12 protein-coding genes and 1 pseudogene are annotated in these 17,057 nt (G+C 55.3%); 4 read left to right on the top strand and 9 right to left on the bottom strand.

Translation table 11 applies throughout. From position 1 onward, the window contains the following. Window positions 1-26 precede the first annotated feature (26 nt). Together IM317_RS14600 and IM317_RS14595 are read right to left on the bottom strand one after the other, a co-directional pair. Window positions 27-1,214, bottom strand: a complete 1,188-nt coding sequence (locus IM317_RS14600) for an MFS transporter (protein WP_033146051.1) — start codon at window positions 1,212-1,214, stop codon at window positions 27-29. Between the two features lie 138 nt (window positions 1,215-1,352). Beyond that, window positions 1,353-1,613, bottom strand: coding sequence for a DUF2534 family protein (locus tag IM317_RS14595; protein WP_008500962.1), 261 nt, complete (start codon window positions 1,611-1,613; stop codon window positions 1,353-1,355). A gap of 209 nt (window positions 1,614-1,822) precedes the next feature. Between IM317_RS14595 and eco the strand changes: the two genes are divergently transcribed. After that, window positions 1,823-2,326, top strand: coding sequence for a serine protease inhibitor ecotin (eco, locus tag IM317_RS14590; RefSeq protein WP_033146052.1), 504 nt, complete (start codon window positions 1,823-1,825; stop codon window positions 2,324-2,326). A 135-nt stretch (window positions 2,327-2,461) separates the two neighbouring features. Here eco and mqo read toward each other — a convergent pair whose 3' ends face one another. Continuing rightward, a complete protein-coding gene (mqo, locus tag IM317_RS14585) occupies window positions 2,462-4,111 on the bottom strand; it encodes a malate dehydrogenase (quinone) (protein ID WP_032646585.1) in 1,650 nt (549 codons plus the stop codon). 187 nt (window positions 4,112-4,298) lie between these two features. Here mqo and IM317_RS14580 point away from each other — a divergent pair, with 187 nt between their 5' ends. Further along, window positions 4,299-5,588: a SulP family inorganic anion transporter gene (locus IM317_RS14580; RefSeq protein ID WP_033146053.1), complete on the top strand. Its 1,290-nt coding sequence runs from the start codon at window positions 4,299-4,301 to the stop codon at window positions 5,586-5,588. On the opposite strand, the gene mgtE is transcribed toward IM317_RS14580, so the two are convergent. The 6 genes and pseudogenes from mgtE to IM317_RS14550 all read right to left on the bottom strand — a co-directional run bounded on the left by mgtE (window position 5,551) and on the right by IM317_RS14550 (window position 12,926). After that, on the bottom strand, window positions 5,551-6,987 hold the full coding sequence (gene mgtE / locus IM317_RS14575) for a magnesium transporter (protein ID WP_021241530.1): 1,437 nt from the start codon (window positions 6,985-6,987) through the stop codon (window positions 5,551-5,553). The genes IM317_RS14580 and mgtE overlap by 38 nt on opposite strands. 148 nt (window positions 6,988-7,135) lie before the next feature. Then, entirely contained in the window at window positions 7,136-8,779 is a 1,644-nt protein-coding gene (locus tag IM317_RS14570; protein ID WP_049015314.1) for a multidrug ABC transporter permease/ATP-binding protein, read from the bottom strand. Between the two features lie 69 nt (window positions 8,780-8,848). Further along, on the bottom strand, window positions 8,849-9,505 hold the full coding sequence (gene alkB, locus IM317_RS14565) for a DNA oxidative demethylase AlkB (RefSeq protein ID WP_033146054.1): 657 nt from the start codon (window positions 9,503-9,505) through the stop codon (window positions 8,849-8,851). Beyond that, window positions 9,505-10,563, bottom strand: a complete 1,059-nt coding sequence (gene ada, locus IM317_RS14560) for a bifunctional DNA-binding transcriptional regulator/O6-methylguanine-DNA methyltransferase Ada (protein ID WP_033146055.1) — start codon at window positions 10,561-10,563, stop codon at window positions 9,505-9,507. The genes alkB and ada overlap by 1 nt, the downstream gene beginning before the upstream one ends. A 72-nt stretch (window positions 10,564-10,635) precedes the next feature. Beyond that, window positions 10,636-11,691, bottom strand: a complete 1,056-nt coding sequence (gene apbE / locus IM317_RS14555; protein WP_033146056.1) for an FAD:protein FMN transferase ApbE — start codon at window positions 11,689-11,691, stop codon at window positions 10,636-10,638. A gap of 114 nt (window positions 11,692-11,805) precedes the next feature. Next, window positions 11,806-12,926: pseudogene (locus tag IM317_RS14550) on the bottom strand (porin OmpC). A gap of 744 nt (window positions 12,927-13,670) precedes the next feature. Between IM317_RS14550 and rcsD the strand changes: the two are divergent. Further along, window positions 13,671-16,343 (top strand): phosphotransferase RcsD, encoded by a 2,673-nt coding sequence (rcsD, locus tag IM317_RS14545; protein ID WP_033146060.1) that lies wholly within the window; start codon window positions 13,671-13,673, stop codon window positions 16,341-16,343. Between the two features lie 16 nt (window positions 16,344-16,359). Further along, window positions 16,360-17,010, top strand: coding sequence for a response regulator transcription factor RcsB (rcsB, locus tag IM317_RS14540; protein ID WP_003859405.1), 651 nt, complete (start codon window positions 16,360-16,362; stop codon window positions 17,008-17,010). Window positions 17,011-17,057 lie beyond the last annotated feature (47 nt).

The raw sequence follows: 17,057 nt of genomic DNA, 5'->3' as shown, positions 1-17,057 counted from the left end.
GAAAACCAGCCTGATGGCTGGTTTTTTTATTTCGCCTCGTCCGGCGTTTTGCGCAGATACACAAGCGTAGTCAGACAAATCACCGCTCCGGCATAAAACGTATATTCCGCGCCAAACGTTTCCCATATCGCGCCGGCTCCCACGCTGGCGATTAACAATCCTACGCCGCTGACCAGACTAAAAATACCGAAAGCCGTACCGCGCAGATCGGGCGGTGCGGTTTTAGCGATCATTGCCGCCAGTAGTCCCTGGGTCATACCCATATGTATTCCCCAAAGCGCGACGCCTAAAATGACCCCCATCCAGTGGCTGCTCAGCGCCAGAACAACATCTGCACCAATCAGCACCATTAGCCCCCACTGCAGAAGCCGGGTGTGGCTCATGCCATCAGAAAGTTTGCCAAAAGGGTATGCGGAAAGGGAATAGAGTACGTTCATGACCACCATCACCAGCGGAATAAGGGCCAGAGGAACGCCCGACTGCTGCGCACGAAGGACGAGAAAAGCCTCGCTAAACCGGGCAAGCGTGAACACTGCACCAAGGCCAATCACCCACCAGCACGCTTTACCCAGCCGCCTTAAATTCTCTCGTTTAATGGGATTAGTACGTTTATGTTCGAGGGGAGTTTTCGGCTCCTGAAGGCCAAAATAGAGCAAGGCAACTGAAAGCAGACCGGGGATAAGGGCTATCCAGAAAACAGTGCGAAAGTCGTTGTCCAGCAATAGCATTAAGCTTACGGCCAGTAATGGGCCAAGAAATGCGCCTGTGGTATCCATTGACTGACGCAGACCATATGCCGCACCACGCATTTCCGGCGGCGTGACGTCTGCAACCAGTGCATCCCGCGGTGCGCCCCGTATCCCCTTCCCCGTACGATCTATCAGACGTGCGCCTAAAACCATCCCGGAAGAGGAGGCTAATGCGAAAAGAGGTTTGCTTAGCGCCCCCAGGCCATACCCTAGCAGGGCCAGCCCCTTACGTTGACCCAGGTAGTCGCTTATCGCCCCCGAAAAGACCTTAATAAAAAGCGCAGTGGCCTCCGCCAGCCCTTCAATCAGGCCGATAAACAGCACGCTCGTACCGAGGGTGGTCATCATAAAAAGTGGCAGCAGGCTGTGAATACTCTCTGACGAGATATCCATCAACATACTGACGCCTCCCACAACCCAGACGCCTTTGGGGATCTGGCTGAGCACTGGAAATCTGGAACGCATCTACTGCTCCTGCTTTAAAAACAGTTGCCTGAATGCTTACAGGATAGGATATCGCGGATTAAAAAAACCTGAGGAGAGTGGGATGAGACCATAAAAAAAGCCATCCGGCAGGATGGCTTAGTTATCGCAGGTCGACGCCTAATGCTTCTCACGTCCGCCCAGGAAGAAAATGCCCAGCGGGATGGCCAGCAGAACGGTGAACACCAGGCTGTAGACGAAGATCATCGCCGACTGCAGGACATACATGCTGGTTGTCCAGGCTGAGAGGGGAATATTGTACTGTTCGATAACGCCAACAATGGTTGCCCGCCCCACGCACGCGGCGGCAATCATAAATACGACCAGCAGCGCCAGGAGGAACTTGCGGCCTTCAGGCGTTTTCAGTTTTGCACGAACCATCTCTCTTCCCTTTTACAGATGAATAACAATATATAGGGTCTAAAATAACACGAACTGGCACCCGACTCCACACCAGCACAAAAAACCACTAAACAGGCAAATTAAAAGCACATAACGCTACCTATAGTGAAAATGTAAGTAAATAACACCAATCATTCATCGTTGTTATGTTAACCTGCGCAGGATCGTTTTGACATAAAGGAATGACAATGAAAAACGCACCTAAATTTGCCATCGCCCTCATCGCCGCCGCGTGCGTCAGCAGCAGCGCTTTCGCCAGCGAAACCCCAAAACAGCAGCCGCTGGAAAAAGTGGCTCCGTACCCGCAGGCGGACAAAGGGATGAAGCGTCAGGTGATTCAGCTGCCGGTTCAGCAGGATGAAGCGAACTTCAAAGTGGAACTGTTAATTGGCAAGACGCTGGAAGTGGACTGCAACCAGCACCGTCTGGGCGGTCAGCTGGAAAGCAAAACCCTGGAAGGCTGGGGTTACGACTATTACGTCTTTGACAAAGTGACCTCTCCGGTCTCCACCATGATGGCCTGCCCGGACGGCAAGAAAGAGAAGAAATTTGTAACGGCGTATCTGGGCGACAACAGTCTGTTGCGCTACAACAGCAAGCTGCCGATCGTGGTCTATACGCCTGAAAACGTGGAAGTGAAGTATCGCATCTGGAAGGCTGATGAGAACATCGGACAAGCCGTAGTACGTTGAAATTAAGTCGGGTGGCGGCTTCGCCTTACCCGACCCGGAAAGGGTGCGCTCTGGTGCCCTCACCCCACCCCTCTCCCACTGGGAGAGGGAGAAAACACTAAAAACGGTAACGGATGTTACCGTTTTGCTTTTATCTTACAGCGCGATATCCGCAACCGGTTTGTTTTCCGGCTGAGGCTTCAGCTCCGCTTTTGGCGCCGCATCCGCAGCCTGTGGCTTGATGTACTGCAGCTGCAGTACGCGGCTGGTGTATTCCAGCTCCTGCTCCGTCGCGCTCACGTTGCCGTTCAGCTTCGTGCCGTAGGATGGAATAATGGTTTTCAGCTTCGCCTGCCATTCCGGGCTGGCGACTTTATCTTTAAACACTTTTTCCATCAGGTGCAGCATGATTGGCGCAGCGGTAGACGCGCCCGGCGACGCACCCAGCAGCGCGGCGATGGTGCCATCCTTATCGCTTACCACTTCGGTACCCAGACGCAGCACGCCACCCTCTTTCGGATCGCGCTTGATGATCTGTACGCGCTGACCCGCCTGCCACAGACGCCAGTCTTCTTTTTTCGCCTGCGGATAGTACTCTTTCAGCGCCTCGAAACGGTCGTCGTCAGAGAGCATCACCTGGCTAATCAGGTATTTCACCAGGTCGAAGTTATCCAGACCCACGTCCATCATCGGCTTGACGTTAGAGGTGGTCGTGGCGCTGAGCAGATCCCACAGGGAGCCATTTTTCAGGAACTTGGTGGAGAAGGTCGCGAACGGCCCAAACAGCACCACGCGTTTGCCGTCAAGCATACGGGTGTCGATATGCGGAACAGACATCGGCGGTGCGCCAACGGAAGCCTGGCCGTACACTTTTGCCAGATGACGATTCACCACTTCCGGGTTATCGGACACCAGGAACTGGCCGCCCACCGGGAAGCCCGCGTAGTCGTCCGCTTCCGGAATACCGGACTCCTGCAGCAGCTTCAGCGCCGCGCCGCCCGCACCGATAAAGACAAACTTCGCCTTGATGACGTGCTCGGCTTCGTTGTTTTTCAGATCGGCGACGGTCACGCTCCAGCTGTTATCCGCGTTGCGCTTGAAACCGCGCACTTCGGTGCTGAGCTGCAGGTTGAAGTTCTCTTTTTTCTTCAGAGACGTCACCAGCTGACGGGTAATTTCGCCGTAGTTAACGTCGGTACCAATTTCGGTACGGGTTGCCGCCACTTTCTGGTTCGGGTCACGACCTTCCATGACCAGCGGAGCCCACTCTTTAATCTGCGCGTGGTCTTCAGAGTATTTCATCCCGCGGAACAGCGTGCTCTGCTGCAGAGCGGCGTAGCGCGCGCGCAGGAAGTTAACGTTCTGCTCACCCCACACAAAGCTCATGTGCGGCACGGTGTTGATGAAGGAGTGCGGGTCGTGCATCACGCCGCTGTTGACCTGATGAGACCAGAACTGGCGAGAAACCTGGAATGCTTCGTTGATCTCTACCGCCTTCTCGATACTAATGGAACCGTCCTTTTTCTGCGGCGTATAGTTCAGTTCCATGAGTGCCGAATGGCCGGTACCGGCGTTATTCCATCCGTTTGAACTCTCCTGCGCCACGCCATCAAGGCGCTCGACCATGGTCATAGACCAGTCCGGCTGCAGTTCTTGCAGATAGGTTCCCAGCGTGGCGCTCATGATACCGCCACCAATTAAAAGGACGTCCGTTTCCTGCTCTTTTGGTGCGTCAGCTTTCGCCGCCATGGAGACGGTGTTAAGCCCCACGGCCAGAGAAAAGAGCATGGCAGTCATTTTTTTCATAATTTATGCCTTAGTGTAAAAGTGCTTGATGCGTGGAAATTGCAGGTGAAAAAAGCTGCGGGGGCACGGTAACAACTTTTAAATATTGTTTAAAGGTTACGAAATTATTGTAATTGTGAAATTTAATGATGGATTGTTTGTGAGGAATTATCGATGCGTCTGGTAAAGCGCGGTTTTACTGGATAGTATGTTGCGTTTTGCGATCGCGCGCACGGAAGCCTGCCCTAACCAGCGAACTGTTATGTCCCTACCCCATTCTGCTGTATCCCCCGAAGACCGCGTAGCCAACGTGCTGCGTTCCCCAAAGCGGCTGACGCGTGAAACGCTGGCAGGCGTGATTACCGCCCTGGCGCTGATCCCCGAGGTTATCTCATTTTCGGTGGTGGCGGGCGTTGACCCGAAGGTCAGCCTGATCGCCTCCGTGGTGCTGTGTCTTGCCCTGTCTGTACTCGGGGGCCGTCCGGCGATGGTCACGGCAGCGGCCGGGTCCGTGGCGCTGGTCATTGGCCCGATGGTGCATCAGCACGGCGTACAGTACATTCTTCCCGCCGTGCTGATGGCGGGCATGATTCAGATTCTGTTTGGCGTGCTGGGCATGGCAAGGCTGATGCGCTTTATACCTCAGTCGGTCATGACCGGATTTGTTAACGCCCTGGGCATTTTGATCTTCTTCGCTCAGGTACCGCATTTCTGGAGCCGAAGCCCGCTGATTGTGGGCCTGTTCGTCCTGACGCTGCTGATCGTGCTGTGGGTGCCGCGCTATATCAAAAGCATCCCTTCCCCGCTGATTGCGATTGTTGTGCTTACCTTGTTCACCGTTTCAACCGGTCAAATCCTGCCAACCGTGGGCGATGAAGGCTCCATGAGCGGAGGTTTGCCGGGTCTTACCGAGCTGCTGGTCCCGCTCAATGTGCAGACGCTGAGCATTATCTGGCCGTGCGCGCTGAGCATCGCGTTTGTCGGCCTGCTGGAATCCCTGCTGACGGCAAAGCTGGTGGATGAGCTGACCTCGACACCGTCAGGTAAACGCCGCGAAAGCATTGGACTAGGCGTCGGCAATATTCTGGCCGGATTTTATGGCGGGATTGCAGGCTGCGCGATGATCGGACAAACCATCGTCAACGTGGAGATGGGGAAAGGTCGAAGCCGCATTTCAACCTTTGCGGCGGGCATCGTGCTGCTGATCCTGGTGACGGCGCTCAGCGACGTGATGGCCAACATCCCGATGGCGGTGCTGGCGGGTATTATGGCGATTGTCGCCGTCAAAACCTTCAGCTGGCAAAGCCTTCAGCCAGCCACGGTGAAAACGGCCCCGATAGCAGAAACGGTCGTCATGCTGGTCACCGTTGCCGCCACAGTATCAACCGGCAATCTGGCGATTGGCGTGCTGGGCGGGATTATCGTCATGGCACTCTTCCCCGCCCGCATTAAGCGTCGGGCTACAGAAGAAAAATCGTCGCCAGCCCAAGAAAAATAAAGAAACCGCCGGTATCGGTGATGGCGGTGATCATCACGCTCGACCCCACCGCGGGGTCGCGCCCCAGTTTGGTCATCGTCAGCGGGATAATGACCCCCATCATTGATGCCACCAGCAGGTTCAGCACCATCGCCAGCATCATCACGCCGCCCAGGGCCATATCGTCGTACAGCCACCAGGTGATGCCGCCCATAATCCCGCCCCACACCAGGCCGTTAATCAGCGCCACGCCCATCTCCCTGAAGATCAGAAAGGCAAAGTTACCGGGCTGAATGTTTTCCAGCGCCAGGGCGCGGACGATCATGGTGATGGTCTGGTTTCCGGTGTTGCCGCCAATTCCGGCCACAATCGGCATCAGCGAGGCCAGCGCCACCAGCTGCGAAATGGTGTGTTCAAAACCGTCGATCACCCGGGAGGCGATAAACGCGGTGCACAGGTTAATGGCCAGCCACGCCCAGCGCGTTTTCACCGCCTTGCCGACGGAGGCATGGACGTCATCTTCGGCGCTGATCCCTCCGAGCGCGCGCAGGTCGTTGTCGGTTTCTTCATAGACCACATCAACGATCTCATCGATGGTCAGACGCCCCATCAGTTTGCCGACGGAATCCACGACGGCGGCACTCACCAGGTCGTCACGCTCGAAGGTACGCGCCGCTTTCTCCGCGTCGTCTTCCGGGGAGAAGACCATCGGCTCGTTTTCCATCACCTCGCTCACCTTCCGCTGGGTGCTGTTGAGCAGGATGGTTTTCAGCTCCAGCTCGCCAAGCAGGGTTTTATCCCGGGAGGTAACAAAGAGTTTATCGGTGTTGTCCGGCATTTTGCCCAGGCGACGCAGATAGCGCTGCACGGTACCGAGCGTGACGTCCGGTCGCACCGTGATAACGCCGAACTCCATGATCGCGCCGACGCTGTTTTTCTCGTAGTGCATCACCTGACGGACGCGCGCGCGTTCATCGGCAGGCAGCGACGCCAGCAGGCGACCGGTCAGGTTTCGCGGCAGATGCTGAACGAGGTAAATCTGCTCGTCGATATCCAGGGTTTGCAGAGCGTCGAGAATATCCCGGTCGCTCATCTCGTCGATCAGGTCGTCCCAGACGTTTTCGGAGGCCTCAAGCAGCACCTGCCCGCGCTCGTGATCCTGCACCAGACGCCACAGGGCGTGGCGTTCTTCCGAGGGAAGCGCTTCAAGGGTATCCGCCAGATCCGGCGGGGGTAAATGAGCAACCAGCGCACCTACCTCAGCAATATCGTCGGCCAGGGTGCCGACATCATATTGCTCAGCCAGGGTGAGTTTGCCTAAAAGCGTAGAAGTGACCGCTTTATCGGTCGTGAGAAGCCAGATGAGTCGCGCGCGCTCCTGGTCACGCTGTCTGGCGCTGTTTTTCTTTAATACCGACATCAATCATAAATCCATTAAATGAGTTGGGGTTAAGCATAGCGCGGGGATATGTAAATAAGAATAAACAACGGGACGGGATGGAGAAAAAAGCGGCATCGCGGCCACGATTTATCCCCTCTCCCAGTGGGAGAGGGCCAGGGTAAGGGCATCAGGCCGTGCGCGCTACCGCGTCACGCGAGGCCGCAACGCGCTCTTCACCGGTCAGCTCGCTCAGCTTGCCGTCACGCATCTCCAGCAGGCGGTCAGCATGAATGAAGTAGTGATCGTCGTGGCTGATGGCGAAAATGGTTTTGCCCATCTCCTGCATCAGCGGCAACAGCACCTGATAAAACTCGCGGCGGAAATGCGGGTCCTGATCCGCAGCCCACTCGTCCAGCAGGATGATGTCACGCTCTTCCGCCAGCGCCAGCAGCAGCGCCACGCGCTTTTTCTGCCCTTTGGAAAGCTTCAGGTTGAGGATCTTCCCGTCCTGTAACTCCAGCTTGTGCGACATCTGCAGCTGCGCCAGCCATTTTTCCACCAGCGCAGGATTGGCCGGTTGCCCTTCCGGCCCCAGCAGCCGATCGAACAGCCAGACGTCGGTGAACACCGCCGAGAAAAGCTTGCGGTAATCCTCGGGCTTCTCCGCGCTCAGCGCCCTGCCATCCAGCAAAATCTCGCCCGACTGCGGCTGATAGAGTCCGGTCAGCAACATCGCCAGCGTAGATTTACCGCTGCCGTTGCCGCCGATGAGGAACAGCAGTTCACCGCGGCGGATCGTCAGGTTGACCGGCCCCACGGAGAAGGCGCTGTCCTGATAGCGGAACGTGACGTTACGCAGCTCCAGCGTCTGCCAGTTAGGGAAGGCCTGCGGGCGCGGGAATTCGGCTTTAAACGGCGCGAGATCGAATTTTTTGAGCTTATTAAAGGCCACCTGCGCACTCAGCAGGGTGGGCAACGCACCGACCGCCGAGAGCAGCGGCGTGCGTAAAAACAGCAGCGTCAGCGAGTAGGTTGCCGCTACGTTGGTGTCCGCCCAGCCCAGGCCGTTCGCCATCCAGAATACCAGGCCAATGGCACCCAGCATCATGATGTTTGACCAGTTCACCGCGCTCAGGTGGAAGGTGTCGGCGCGAATAATATGATGACGGTATTCGCGCGCGTCCGGGATATAGAGATGATTAAAGATATGCTCGGCGCGCTCGCGGTTCAGGGTGAGCTCTTTGCGCCCTTCCAGGACCGTCTGGTAATCGTTATAAAGTTTATCTTCGGTTTCGCGTAGCACCGCCATATGTTTATAGACGCGCGACACCAGCATAAAGCCGCCCCAGATGGTAATGGCAATCCACAGGGCGGTCACCGCCAGCATTTTGCTGGAGAGCCAGGCGAGATAGGCAGCCGAGCCAAAGGTCAGAACGATCCCCTGCACCAGCTCCGGCAGCCGAACGAACGCGATGGTGATGGCGCGCACGTCGCTGGTCAGCCCCGCCAGCAGGGATGCGCTGCCGAGCTGCTCAACGCGCTCAACCTGGGTGTCCAGGATCCGCTTGATAAACTCACTGCGCAAACGGAATACGAAATGGTGCCCGAGCGTGGTCAGCGCCAGCTGGGAACCGAGCGTAACCGCCATCAACAGGAGCAGCAGGCCGAGAAACTCCGGCAGAACGGAGAGCGAGGTATCGACCATTTCAATCAACCGCACGTTAATAAACGCGATCAGGCCAATACCCAGCGCGGCGCTGGCGAGGCTTAACGCCATTACTGCAATGAAGGGCCAGCGATACTGACGCCAGACGAGGAGAAGTAGTTGCATGCAGGCAATCCGGACAATAAAAATCAGCCAGCAGTGTAAACTGCCCTGCGTGTACATCAAGAATAATTCTTATTTTAGTTTACCGTGCCCCGCCTGACGGAAGGTCAGGTTATAACGGTACTCGCCCGTGAGCGGGTGAACCCCGGGTTTCAGCGGCTGAATGCCGTGATAATACAGCCGCGACTCCCTGCCCCACACCACCACATCGCCATGTTCCAGCATGATGCGCTTGAGCGGGTCGTTGCGGCGTAATCCCCCAAACTGGAAGACGGCAGGCAAACCTAACGATACCGAGACGATAGGCGCGCGCAGATCGGGTTCATCCTTGTCCTGATGCAGCGAGAGCTTCGCGCCAACGGCGTAGCGGTTGATCAGGCAGGCATCCGGCCGGAAGTCAGGATACTGCGCTGCTACGGCGGCCTCGTGGCAGAGAGCCTGAAAAACCGCGGGCATCGGGGGCCACGGCTGGCCGGTAGCGGGATCGTTCGGGGCATACAGATAGCCCCGCTCGTTCGTCGCCCAGCCCAGTTCCCCGCAGTTGGCCATGGCTACCGACATGGTGTAGCCGCCCGGCGTCACCATATGGCGAAACGGCGAAACCGCCGTCACCTCGTCGATACCGGCCAGCAGCGCCGCCGCACGGGAGAGCGCAAAGCGGCGCAGGATCACCGCCCCCGGCGCAAGCGGCTCCTGCCAGGGTTCAGCATCCGCAAAAAGATCGAGCATTATCCCTCCTGGCGTTTCGCCTCACGTTTCAGTAATAGCGCTTTTCGCGCCGTCCCCCAACGGTAACCCGACAGCGCGCCGTCGTTACGAACCACGCGATGACAGGGGATCACAATCGCCAGCGTGTTTGCCGCACAGGCGCCGGCAACGGCGCGTACCGCACTGGGCTGGCCAATCGCCTGCGCCACCTGCTGGTAACTTGCCGTTTCGCCGCAGGGAATGTTGCGAAGGGCCTGCCAGACGCGCTGCTGGAACGCGGTTCCGCGAATATCCAGCGGCAGCGCAAGCGGTACGTCGCGGTTATCAATACTGGCAATCACCTGCTGGACCCGCTGCGCGAAATCCTCTTCCAGCGGCGCATGTGCTGCTTTTGGAAATTGCGCGGCAAGCTCTTCGGTTAATTCTTCATCGCTGTCACCCAGCAGGATCGCGCAGATCCCCCGCTCGCTTTCTGCCACCAGACAGCGTCCTAACGAACAGTCGCTGATGGCATAACGCACCGCCACATCCCCTTTGCGGTACTGCTTCGCCGTCATGCCCAGCGCATCGTTGGCTTTACGATAATAGCTGCTGCTGTCGGGAAACCCCGCTGCCAGCACGGCGTCGGTAATTTTGTCTCCCTGTGCAAGCGCGGTGCGCAGGCGCTGGCCTCGCGCCGCCTGCTGCCAGGCTTTTGGCGTCATGCCGGTCACGGACTTAAACAGACGGTGGAAATGGAAAGGGCTCATGGCCACCTGCTGCGCCAGCCCTTCAAGGGTTAGCGTGGGATCCTGCTCCAGAAGACGGCAGGCGTGTTCCACTTTTGCCAGCTTCTGCTCCTGCGGATCGCGTTTGTCCGGCATGCAGCGCTTGCACGGGCGAAATCCTGCCTGTACGGCATGGTGGGCATCGGGATAAAAGCGGACGTTTTTACGCAGCGCGTGGCGGGCACGGCATGACGGGCGGCAGAAAATTCCCGTAGTCTGTACGGCGAAGACAAACCGCTCGTCAGCGCGCGGATCGCGGGCCAGCACGGCCTGCCAGCGATCCTCATCGGTAATAAAGGTCGGGTTTCTCATTATCGGCTCCTCATGTAAGCATACATAGAGCGTGCCTGAGCGCCAGTGATAAAAAACCCGCAACCTTGCTTTTTAATTTTTGTCGTGCACCAGGAAACTCTTGAACTGCGGCGAGCTCCAGGTTTTGAACCCGTCGCCCTCTTTGGTGATCATATAAACCGCCAGTCCTTCCTGGCGAACCACCTCTTTGGCTTTTTCCGGGCCGAGAACCATTAATCCGGTATCCCAGGCATCCGCTTCCAGCGCGGTGGGGGCAATGACCGTCACCGAGACCAGATTATGCGTGATGGGACGGCCGGTCTGCGGATCGATAACATGCGAAATACGCTTCCCGTCAAGCTCGTAATAGTTACGGTAGCTTCCGGAAGTACTGATGCCGTGACCGTTGATATCCACTATCGCCTGCACGGCATTTTGCCGATCGGTCGGTTTTTGAATCGCTACGCGCCACGGCTTATCGCTGGCGTTCATCCCCCGGCTGACTAACGCGCCGCCCACGGAGACCAGATAGCGGGAAATGCCTTCCTGGGCCATCAGCGCAGCAAGATGATCCGCCGCATAGCCTTCCCCAACCGTCGACAGATCGACAAACAGATCGGGGATATCTTTTTGCAGGTACTGTTGCCCGTACTGATTGATCACCGTCAGATGCTGCAGCCCTGTCCGGGCGCGGGCGTCATCAATGGCCGCCTGTTCAGGCGTGGTCATCGGCTGTTTGTTAGGGCCAAATCCCCAGAGGTTCACCAGAGGTCCGACGGTCACATCCATCGCCCCGTTGGTTTTGTAACCCACGCGTATGGATTCGGTCACGATATCGGCCATCGCTTCGCTCACCGGCCACAGGGAGGTACTGGTGGAGAGATTAAAGCGCATCAGCGCCGAATCATTTTTATAGGTTGAGAGCAGCTGATCGTCGGCATCCAGCTGAGACTGGATTTTGCCGCGAAGTTCATCTGTGCGCGTTTTATCGAGGTTCATCACGCTGACGCGCCAGAAGGTGCCCATCGTTTTGCCTTCGAGCACCGTCGCGGCGGGTGCGTCGGTTTTCGCCACGGGAGTGGGATCGTTACACGCGGTCAGGAAAAAAAGCATAGCCAGAAAGCTGGCGCGTAAAAAAGTCATGTCCATTCATTATTATCCTCATGCCAGGGCGGCAAGAGTACACCAAAACGGGTGAGTTGTGAGAATCCGGGAAGCACAAAAAAGGGGCCATCAGGCCCCTTACGTCACACGGTGAAGCGATTAGAACTGGTAAACCAGGCCCAGCGCTACGATATCGTCAGTACCGATACCCGCCTGACGGGTGAATTCATTTTCATCAACCAGGTTGATTTTGTAATCCACGTAGGTGGACATGTTTTTGTTGAAGTAGTAAGTCGCACCAACATCAACATATTTCAGCAGATCCTGATCGCCGTAACCTTCGATGTCTTTCCCTTTAGACTGCAGGTAAGCCACGGATGGACGCAGGCCGAAGTCGAACTGGTACTGAGCAACCACTTCGAAGTTCTGCGCTTTGTTAGCGAAGCCGTAAGCGGTAGTCGGGCTGTCGCCGTTAGAGGTACCGAAACGGGTTGCGTTGTAGGTCTGGGAGTACTGCGCTGCCAGATAGATGTTGTTGGCATCGTATTTCAGGCCGCCAGAATAGACTTCTGCGTTATCGCCATGACCGTAAACGCTTGCGCCGTTCTGATCGGCGGTACGTTTGGAGGAGGACATTGCGCCACCCACGCTGAAACCTTCGCCCAGGTTATAGGTCACGGATGCACCGTAGCCGTCGCCGTTCTGTTTCAGCAGGCTACGGCCACCTACGTTTTCACGTTTTCACCGCTTACGCTGCCGTTTTTACCCTGATACTGCAGGGCAAAGTTCAGACCATCTACCAGACCGAAGAAGTCCTGGTTACGGTAGGTCGCTACGCCGTTAGCACGGGACTGCAGGAAGTTGTCTGCGCCGTAGGTATCGCCGCCAAATTCTGGCAGAACGTCAGTCCAGGAGGTTACGTCGTAGATTACGCCGTAGTTACGACCGTAATCGAAAGAACCCGCGTCACCGAATTTCAGACCCGCGAACGCCACACGCGTCCAGGCATCGTTTTCGCTTTCGGAGGTGTTGCCCTGGATCTGGTATTCCCACTGGCCGTAACCGGTCAGCTGATCGTTAACCTGAGTTTCGCCTTTGAAGCCAAGACGCATGTAGGTCTGGTCGCCGTCGGCACCCTTGTCGTCAGAGAAATAGTGCAGACCATCGACTTTGCCGTACAGATCTAATTTGTTGCCATCTTTGTTATAAATTTCGGCCGCATTTGCTGCGCCTGCCACCAGGAGTGCTGGTACCAGGAGGGACAGTACTTTAACTTTCATTTTATTAACCCTCTGTTATATGCCTTATAATTGCCACTGCTTACTGGTTAACCCTCATTAACCAGTCGGCAATTTCATTCTCCTCAAAATTACAGAATAATCCAATGCGAATATGATACGAAAACTTTGAAGATGTTTCATTCATCCATCAACATGTTTCAAAATGTAAATATCAAGGAACTTTTACAAAGCACAAATAGCTTATAAAATTAGCACTTATAATCAAACGGAAAAATCACCCCATAAATATCAGTGAGTTGCAATAAAGTGCGTTACAGCACTGAATGACAAAACAAGATCGCAGCTAATCTCTAAAATAACTCTCGCTATCATCATTAACTTTATTTATTACCGTCATTCAGTTTTGAATGTCTGTTTATCCCTAATTGAACCGGATGCTTCGCATTCGGTTTTTTTTTACCTTTCTTTACGTAACTTCTCTTTTTTTGTGCTACCGCACCGTAATTGTAACGACTATTAACTAAATTCTCGTCGGGTATTCTCCGAAGTCCATAAATTGGTGCAAAAACTTAATTTCTTGTTAATTCGTGCTATTTATTGACGGCGTGGGTCGATTATTTGTACGTGCATGGCGAGTTTGTACATGTTTTCTGCACTCCCCGCCGCCGATATTGTCCGGAGAAAAAGTCGCCTCTTCCCGGACAGTCGCGCTGGAAATTCAGTTATTACCCTTTATACTGCCCTATCGCCACAGAGCACGACCATAACGGGTTAAATATATCAATGAGTCAGACTGAAACTACCGCCCCGAGCAAATTCTCCCTCCTCCCCGGGAGCATCACCCGTTTCTTTCTTCTTTTGATCGTTGTGCTGTTAGTCACCATGGGGGTGATGGTACAAAGCGCGGTTAACGCCTGGCTGAAGGATAAGAGCTATCAGGTCGTTGATATCACCCATGCCGTGCACAAGCGCATAGACACCTGGCGCTACGCCACCTGGCAGATTTACGACAATATCGCGGCAGCCCCGACCTCCTCATCCGGGGATGGACTTCAGGAGACGCGGCTTAAGCAGGATGTCTATTATCTCGAAAAACCGCAGCGTAAGACCGAGGCTCTTATTTTCGGTTCTCACGACAGCGCGACGCTTGAGATGACGCAGCGTATTTCGACCTACCTGGATACCCTCTGGGGTGCCGAAACGGTTCCGTGGTCGATGTATTATCTGAACGGTCAGGATAACAGCATGATCCTGATCTCAACGCTGCCGTTAAAAGATCTCTCGTCCGGCTTTAAAGAGACAACCGTGGGCAGCATCGTCGATTCCCGCCGGGCAGAGATGCTGCAGCAGGCGAACGCCCTTGATGAACGTGAGAGTTTCTCTTCCCTGCGTCGTCTGGCCTGGCAAAACGGCCATTATTTTACCCTGCGTACCACGTTCAACCAGCCCGGACATCTGGCGACGGTAGTGGCCTTCGATTTACCGATTAATGATTTAATCCCGCCGGACATGCCGCTCGACAGCTTCCGCCTGGAGCCAGACACCAGCACCCAGAACATGCGTGCGGCGTCTGACAAAGAGGCCGCAGAGAGCGTATCGATCTCCTTTAACGGCTCGAAAATCGAAATTGCCTCATCGCTGAACTCGACCGGTATGCGCCTGGTGTGGCAGGTACCGTTTGGCACGCTGTTGCTCGACACCCTGCAAAATATCCTGCTGCCTCTGCTGCTGAATATCGGTCTGCTGGCGCTGGCCCTGTTTGGCTACAGCACCTTCCGTTTCCAGACGGGTCGTCAGAGCGACGCCTCTGCGGTTCCGGCCGGCACCAGCAACGAGCTGCGCGTATTACGTGCACTGAATGAAGAGATTATTTCCGTGCTGCCGCTTGGGGTCCTGGTTCACGACCAGGAGGCGAATCGTACGGTGATGAGCAATAAAATTGCCGACCATCTGCTGCCGCACCTTAACCTGCAGAACATCACCACCATGGCGGATCAACACCAGGGGGTGATTCAGGCAACCATCAACAATGAACTGTACGAGATCCGTCAGTTCCGCAGCCAGGTGGCTCCCCGCACGCAAATCTTCATTATTCGCGACCAGGATCGCGAAGTGCTGGTCAATAAGAAGCTCAAGCAGGCGCAAAGGCTGTATGAGAAAAACCAGCAGGGGCGCGCCGCATTTATGCAGAACATTGGCGATGCCTTCAAGCAGCCGTTAAAAACGCTGGCGACCCAGGCGGCGGCGCTAAACACCTCTGAAAGCCACCAGCTTGCCTGCCAGGCCGATTCGCTGGTCAGAATGGTTGATGAGATCCAGCTGGCGAACATGCTGGAGAATGATTTCTGGAAGGGAACGCCAGCCCTCTTCTCCATTCAGGATTTGATCGATGAAGTGGTGCCGGAAGTGCTGCCCGTCATCAAGCGCAAAGGGCTGCAGCTGCTGATCAATAACAATCTCCCTGCGAATGACGAACGCCACGGCGATCGCGAAGCGCTGCGCCGCATTCTGCTGATGATTATTCAGTACGCCGTGACCACCACGCAGATCGGCAAGATCACCCTTGAAGTCAGCACCGAGGAGTCAGCAGAAGACCGTCTGACGTTCCGCATCCTGGACACCGGGGAAGGCGTCACAACGAGTGAAATTGATAATCTGCACTTCCCGTTCCTGAATGACACGCAGAGCGATCGCTACGGCAAGGCCAATGCCCTGACCTTCTGGCTGTGCGATCAGCTGGCGCGTAAGCTCGGCGGCCACCTGAACATCAAAGCACGTGAATCCCTCGGCACCCGCTATTCTCTGCACGTGAAAATGGCGGCCAATCCGCAGGAAGAAGATGAGGAACGTCTGCTGGATGATGTCGTGGTGATGGTCGACGTGACCTCGAACGAGATCCGCAATATTGTCGTTCGTCAGTTAGAAAACTGGGGAGCGGCCTGCATCACGCCGGATGAAAGACTTGCAAGTCAAGAATTTGATCTGTTTTTAACTGATAATCCGTCTAATCTTACTGCCTCCGGCTTGCTTTTAAGCGATGATGAGTCAGGCGTGCGGAAAATCGGCCCTGGCCAGCTGCGCGTCAACTTTAATATAAGCAATGCGATGCAGGAAGCTGTACTACAACTAATAGAAGAGCAGCTGGCGCAGGAAGAGATAACGGAGTCACCGTTAGGCGGCAATGAAAATGCCGAGCTTCACGCCAGCGGATACTATTCACTCTTTGTTGATACAGTACCAGATGATGTTAAGCGGTTGTATACTGAGTCCGCTGCGAATGATTTTGCAGCGCTGGCACAGACAGCACACCGGCTTAAAGGGGTGTTTGCCATGCTTAATCTGGTTCCCGGCAAGCAGTTATGTGAAACGCTGGAACATCTAATTCGTGAGAAAGATGCCTCTGGCATTGAAAAATACATCAGCGACATTGACGCCTACGTCAAAAGCTTGCTGTAGCAAGGTAGCCTTATACATGAACAATATGAACGTAATTATTGCCGATGACCATCCGATTGTACTGTTCGGTATTCGCAAATCACTTGAACAGATCGAGTGGGTGAATGTAGTCGGTGAATTTGAAGACTCTACAGCACTGATCAATAACCTCCCAAAGCTTGATGCGCACGTGCTCATTACCGATCTCTCCATGCCTGGGGACAAATACGGTGATGGGATCACGCTCATCAAATACATTAAGCGTCACTTCCCGGATATCTCGATCATTGTTCTGACCATGAACAACAACCCGGCGATCCTGAGCGCGGTGTTGGATCTGGACATCGAAGGGATTGTGCTGAAACAGGGTGCCCCGACCGATCTGCCAAAAGCGCTCGCTGCGCTGCAGAAAGGCAAGAAGTTCACGCCTGAGAGCGTCTCTCGTCTGCTGGAAAAAATCAGCGCGGGTGGCTACGGTGACAAACGCCTGTCCCCGAAAGAGAGTGAAGTTCTGCGCCTGTTCGCAGAAGGTTTCCTGGTAACCGAGATTGCCAAGAAGCTGAACCGCAGCATTAAAACCATCAGCAGCCAGAAGAAATCAGCGATGATGAAGCTGGGCGTGGACAACGATATTGCTCTGCTGAACTATCTCTCCTCCGTTACGCTGAGCGCAACGGACAAGGATTGATCCCGGACGGGTGTGCGGCCTGATGCCCTCACCCCGTCCCTCTCCCG

This window comes from Enterobacter cloacae complex sp. S3 (assembly GCF_014930495.1).
GTDB classification, from domain to species: domain Bacteria; phylum Pseudomonadota; class Gammaproteobacteria; order Enterobacterales; family Enterobacteriaceae; genus Enterobacter; species Enterobacter asburiae_B.
This window is presented reverse-complemented; position numbering and strand designations above follow the sequence as displayed.

Bases quoted from the DNA above. Each gene is read 5' to 3' on its own strand.
- mqo (WP_032646585.1), bottom strand. From the start codon at position 4,111: ATGAAAAAAATGACTGCCATGCTCTTTTCTCTGGCCGTGGGGCTTAAC.
- eco (WP_033146052.1), top strand. From the start codon at position 1,823: ATGAAAAACGCACCTAAATTTGCCATCGCCCTCATCGCCGCCGCGTGC.
- IM317_RS14595 (WP_008500962.1), bottom strand. From the start codon at position 1,613: ATGGTTCGTGCAAAACTGAAAACGCCTGAAGGCCGCAAGTTCCTCCTG.
- ada (WP_033146055.1), bottom strand. From the start codon at position 10,563: ATGAGAAACCCGACCTTTATTACCGATGAGGATCGCTGGCAGGCCGTG.
- rcsD (WP_033146060.1), top strand. From the start codon at position 13,671: ATGAGTCAGACTGAAACTACCGCCCCGAGCAAATTCTCCCTCCTCCCC.
- alkB (WP_033146054.1), bottom strand. From the start codon at position 9,505: ATGCTCGATCTTTTTGCGGATGCTGAACCCTGGCAGGAGCCGCTTGCG.
- rcsB (WP_003859405.1), top strand. From the start codon at position 16,360: ATGAACAATATGAACGTAATTATTGCCGATGACCATCCGATTGTACTG.
- apbE (WP_033146056.1), bottom strand. From the start codon at position 11,691: ATGGACATGACTTTTTTACGCGCCAGCTTTCTGGCTATGCTTTTTTTC.
- IM317_RS14580 (WP_033146053.1), top strand. From the start codon at position 4,299: ATGTTGCGTTTTGCGATCGCGCGCACGGAAGCCTGCCCTAACCAGCGA.
- IM317_RS14570 (WP_049015314.1), bottom strand. From the start codon at position 8,779: ATGCAACTACTTCTCCTCGTCTGGCGTCAGTATCGCTGGCCCTTCATT.
- mgtE (WP_021241530.1), bottom strand. From the start codon at position 6,987: ATGTCGGTATTAAAGAAAAACAGCGCCAGACAGCGTGACCAGGAGCGC.
- IM317_RS14600 (WP_033146051.1), bottom strand. From the start codon at position 1,214: ATGCGTTCCAGATTTCCAGTGCTCAGCCAGATCCCCAAAGGCGTCTGG.